The sequence below is a fragment of the Protofrankia sp. Cr1 genome (genome assembly GCF_963555865.1).
Lineage (GTDB): Bacteria > Actinomycetota > Actinomycetes > Frankiales > Frankiaceae > Protofrankia.
Genome location: NZ_CAUVXO010000259.1, coordinates 6,518 through 8,074, shown reverse-complemented (window position 1 = coordinate 8,074; position 1,557 = coordinate 6,518). Strand labels below are relative to the sequence as shown.

1 protein-coding gene is annotated in these 1,557 nt (G+C 69.8%); it reads right to left on the bottom strand.

All coding sequences use genetic code 11. The features are described 5' to 3' along the window. Positions 1-387: ATP-binding protein (locus U9980_RS18260; RefSeq protein WP_322769022.1), on the bottom strand; the 387-nt coding region annotated here is incomplete at its 3' end. Positions 388-1,557: the final 1,170 nt, after the last annotated feature.

The following is a 1,557-nucleotide window of genomic DNA, read 5'->3' as shown; positions in this document are numbered from 1 at the left end:
CAGCTCGAACCACACGTGTTTGCCGGGGCTGTCGTCGGCCGGCTTGTCGATCACGCCCCACTCGCTGGCCAGAGCCGCCACCAGATGCATCCCGCGGCCGGATTCGTCGTCGTCGCACACCGTCCGCAGGATCGGACGCATCGCGCTGCCGTCACCGACTGCAATCCGCACCCGGTCGTTCTGCGCCACAATCTGGACGTGCAGCGGGTCGTTGCACCGGGCATAGCGTACGGCGTTGGTGACAACCTCACTGACCAGCAGGCGGGCGATCTCGGCGTCCTCCTCGCGACCCCAGGTGGCCAGCAGTTCGTTGACGAGACGCCTGGCCCGCCCCGCGGCGCGGGCGTTGGCAGGTAGATCGAAGCGTGCGGTAAGAGCTTCGGCCACGCCTCACCCTCCACCGGTCACTGCCGACGGGTATGCCGCCGAACATCACCATGTGTCCGAACATCACCACCAGCCCGCCACTGTCGCCTTCATGCCACCCGCCGTCAGCGTTCAAACCTTGTTGGCATGGTCTTGTCACCGACTGTCGGCTACCCGGCGAACACAGGCCCACCCTTGCGTGTGATCGGACGGTACGCACCTCGGGGGACGGCGGTCGTTGCCCCGAGCGGTCCGCGCAATCGAGGCTCTACCGGGCACGTCCTAGATCACGTCGATGCCGTCGAGGATGTTGCCGTAGCCCGGCCAGCGGCCGCCTTCGTGGTTTTTAGTCCCGTCAGGAGCTGATCCCGGACGCGGGCTGTGGCCCGGCTGTGCTTGTAGATCGTGCGGCGTTCCATGCTGTGGAGGCGTTCCAGGGTGTTGGGCGTTTGCTGGATGCGGGACATCGGCGCGCGGTGCAGCGGGATGCGGATAGCGCGGATGGTGTTGCTGGGGGTCAGCGGCGGCTCGGTCGATGCTCGACGGTACCGCTGGGTCGATGCTCGACGGTGCTGCCCGCCGGGCCATCCCGTTGCCAGTCGACACGGCCGGTTCGGCCGGGAAGGGTTGGGCGGGCGTCCGGGTGGGCGGGATCCCCATCGGACCGGAAATCACCGGCGCGGGTCGGGCCGCGGGTATGGCTGGTCCGTGCAACGGCTGTCCGGACGGCTGACTGCCGTTCCACGGCGCGGGTTGCTGGTGCGCCTGCTGCTCCCGCCCGAGCGGCTGGATGGGACCGGTGGGGCGCTGCCGCGGTGACGGTGGCATCGGGTAAGGAGCCGGTCCTGGCGGTTGTGCCGCGGTCGGTGACTGCGGCGGAGCTGGTGGTTGCTGTGCCGCCGGCGGCCGTTGAGGTGGCTGTACCCCTGGCTGTGGGCGTCCTGGAGGTGGCTGTACCGCTGGAAACTGTCCGGTCGCCTGCGGTGTGGGCGTTCCCGCCTGGCCCGTCAGCGGGCGTGGGATGCGATGTGCTCCGGTTGACAGCGACGCGGTCGAGGACGGGATCCATCCCGTCGGATTGCCGGCGGTCGCTGACACCGGGTACGCGCCCGTTCCGGGACCCTGCATGGCCGCCGGCGCGACGGGCCTGGCCGGACGCGGGGCTGTGGGCAGCGGTCCGCTGGGATGGGG